This window comes from Paraburkholderia xenovorans, assembly GCF_046030735.1.
Lineage (GTDB): Bacteria > Pseudomonadota > Gammaproteobacteria > Burkholderiales > Burkholderiaceae > Paraburkholderia > Paraburkholderia xenovorans_A.
This window is the reverse complement of sequence record NZ_JAQQBV010000123.1, coordinates 1-393: the sequence shown is the minus strand read 5'-3', so window position 1 is coordinate 393 and position 393 is coordinate 1. Positions and strand designations below refer to the sequence as shown.

The following is a 393-nucleotide window of genomic DNA, read 5'->3' as shown; positions in this document are numbered from 1 at the left end:
CATTCGCGCAGCTTCTCGCACGCCAGCGTCGGGCCAAAATCCGGGTAACAATCCCGAATCAGGTTCAACGCGCGCTCGGCCACGCCGTCTGCCAGCTGGTAGTTGCTCGGATGCCCACGATGCCGTGACAGCAGTCCCGACGCGCCCTGGCTGCGATAGCGCACGGTCAGCCGCTCAACCTGACGCCGGCTCAGATGAAGCCGCTCTGCGGCTTGCCACGGCATCAGCAGGCCATCGACCACCGACTGGACCGTCCTGAGCCGGTCAACCTCGCGCATCGTCATGGTGATCGTCCCGGATGTCGTCATGCGAGCCTCCCGTCAAAGGTCAGCCAGCATGACATGCGACGTTTCAGCTTTGCCCAGGTACGACATTACAGCTTTGCCGTAACAC

General features: G+C 62.8%; 1 protein-coding gene. It reads right to left on the bottom strand.

The window, feature by feature from the left end; genetic code table 11:
* A partial coding sequence (locus PQQ51_RS34410) for a helix-turn-helix domain-containing protein (RefSeq protein WP_408501636.1) occupies positions 1-308 on the bottom strand: 308 nt, incomplete at its 3' end.
* Positions 309-393: the final 85 nt, after the last annotated feature.